The organism is Photobacterium piscicola (genome assembly GCF_900166965.1).
Taxonomy (GTDB): domain Bacteria; phylum Pseudomonadota; class Gammaproteobacteria; order Enterobacterales; family Vibrionaceae; genus Photobacterium; species Photobacterium piscicola.
In genome coordinates this window covers 1-649 of the sequence record NZ_FUZI01000059.1, presented here as the reverse complement: position 1 = coordinate 649, position 649 = coordinate 1, and the positions used below count along the sequence as shown (strand labels likewise).

General features: G+C 48.5%; 1 protein-coding gene. It reads right to left on the bottom strand.

Annotated features, from left to right (window positions below; translation table 11 throughout):
- Positions 1 to 649: Ig-like domain-containing protein (locus CZ809_RS20925; RefSeq protein ID WP_144396232.1), on the bottom strand; the 649-nt coding region annotated here is incomplete at both ends.

Here is a 649-nt window from a genome sequence, read left to right as displayed (position 1 = left end):
TGTCAGTATCAATGTTGTAAATATGATCATCTGTCGCAGTAGCGCTATGACCTGCTTCATCATGAGTTGTCACGGTGGCGGTGACATTATCGGTGGTAGCGTTATCTAATACGCTGCCGTCAACCTCTGCCGTCCACGTTAACTTGCCATTGTGATTTTCTACTGTGGCCGTACCTACCGCTTTACCATCTACAGTGATCGTAACGGTATCGCCAACTTTGACATCACCACCAACGGTACCGGTTACAGGCACTTTGCCGTGGGACTCATTCTCATTGATTACATTGTCACCACCAATGGTGGTGATGGTGACACCCGCATTGATGCCAACCTGATAATTTTCTTCACTGTTTGCGGTGTCATTATGTGAACTGTATGACGTTGTGACTGTGGCAGTGGCTTTATCTGCATGCAACACATCCTTGCCCGTGACATTCACTGACCATGTGTTACCCGCCTCAACCTGGGTGTTGTAATCGGTGCCATTGATCGTCACCACGACCTTGTCACCCACTTGCACCTGACCGCCCACCGTACCGGTGATCGCAATGCTCTGCTGATGGCCTTCTTGTTGAGTAATGACGTTATCGCCAGTGATCTTATCGATATCGATAGTCGCGTTAACATCCACCGTATAATTATGCTCAGC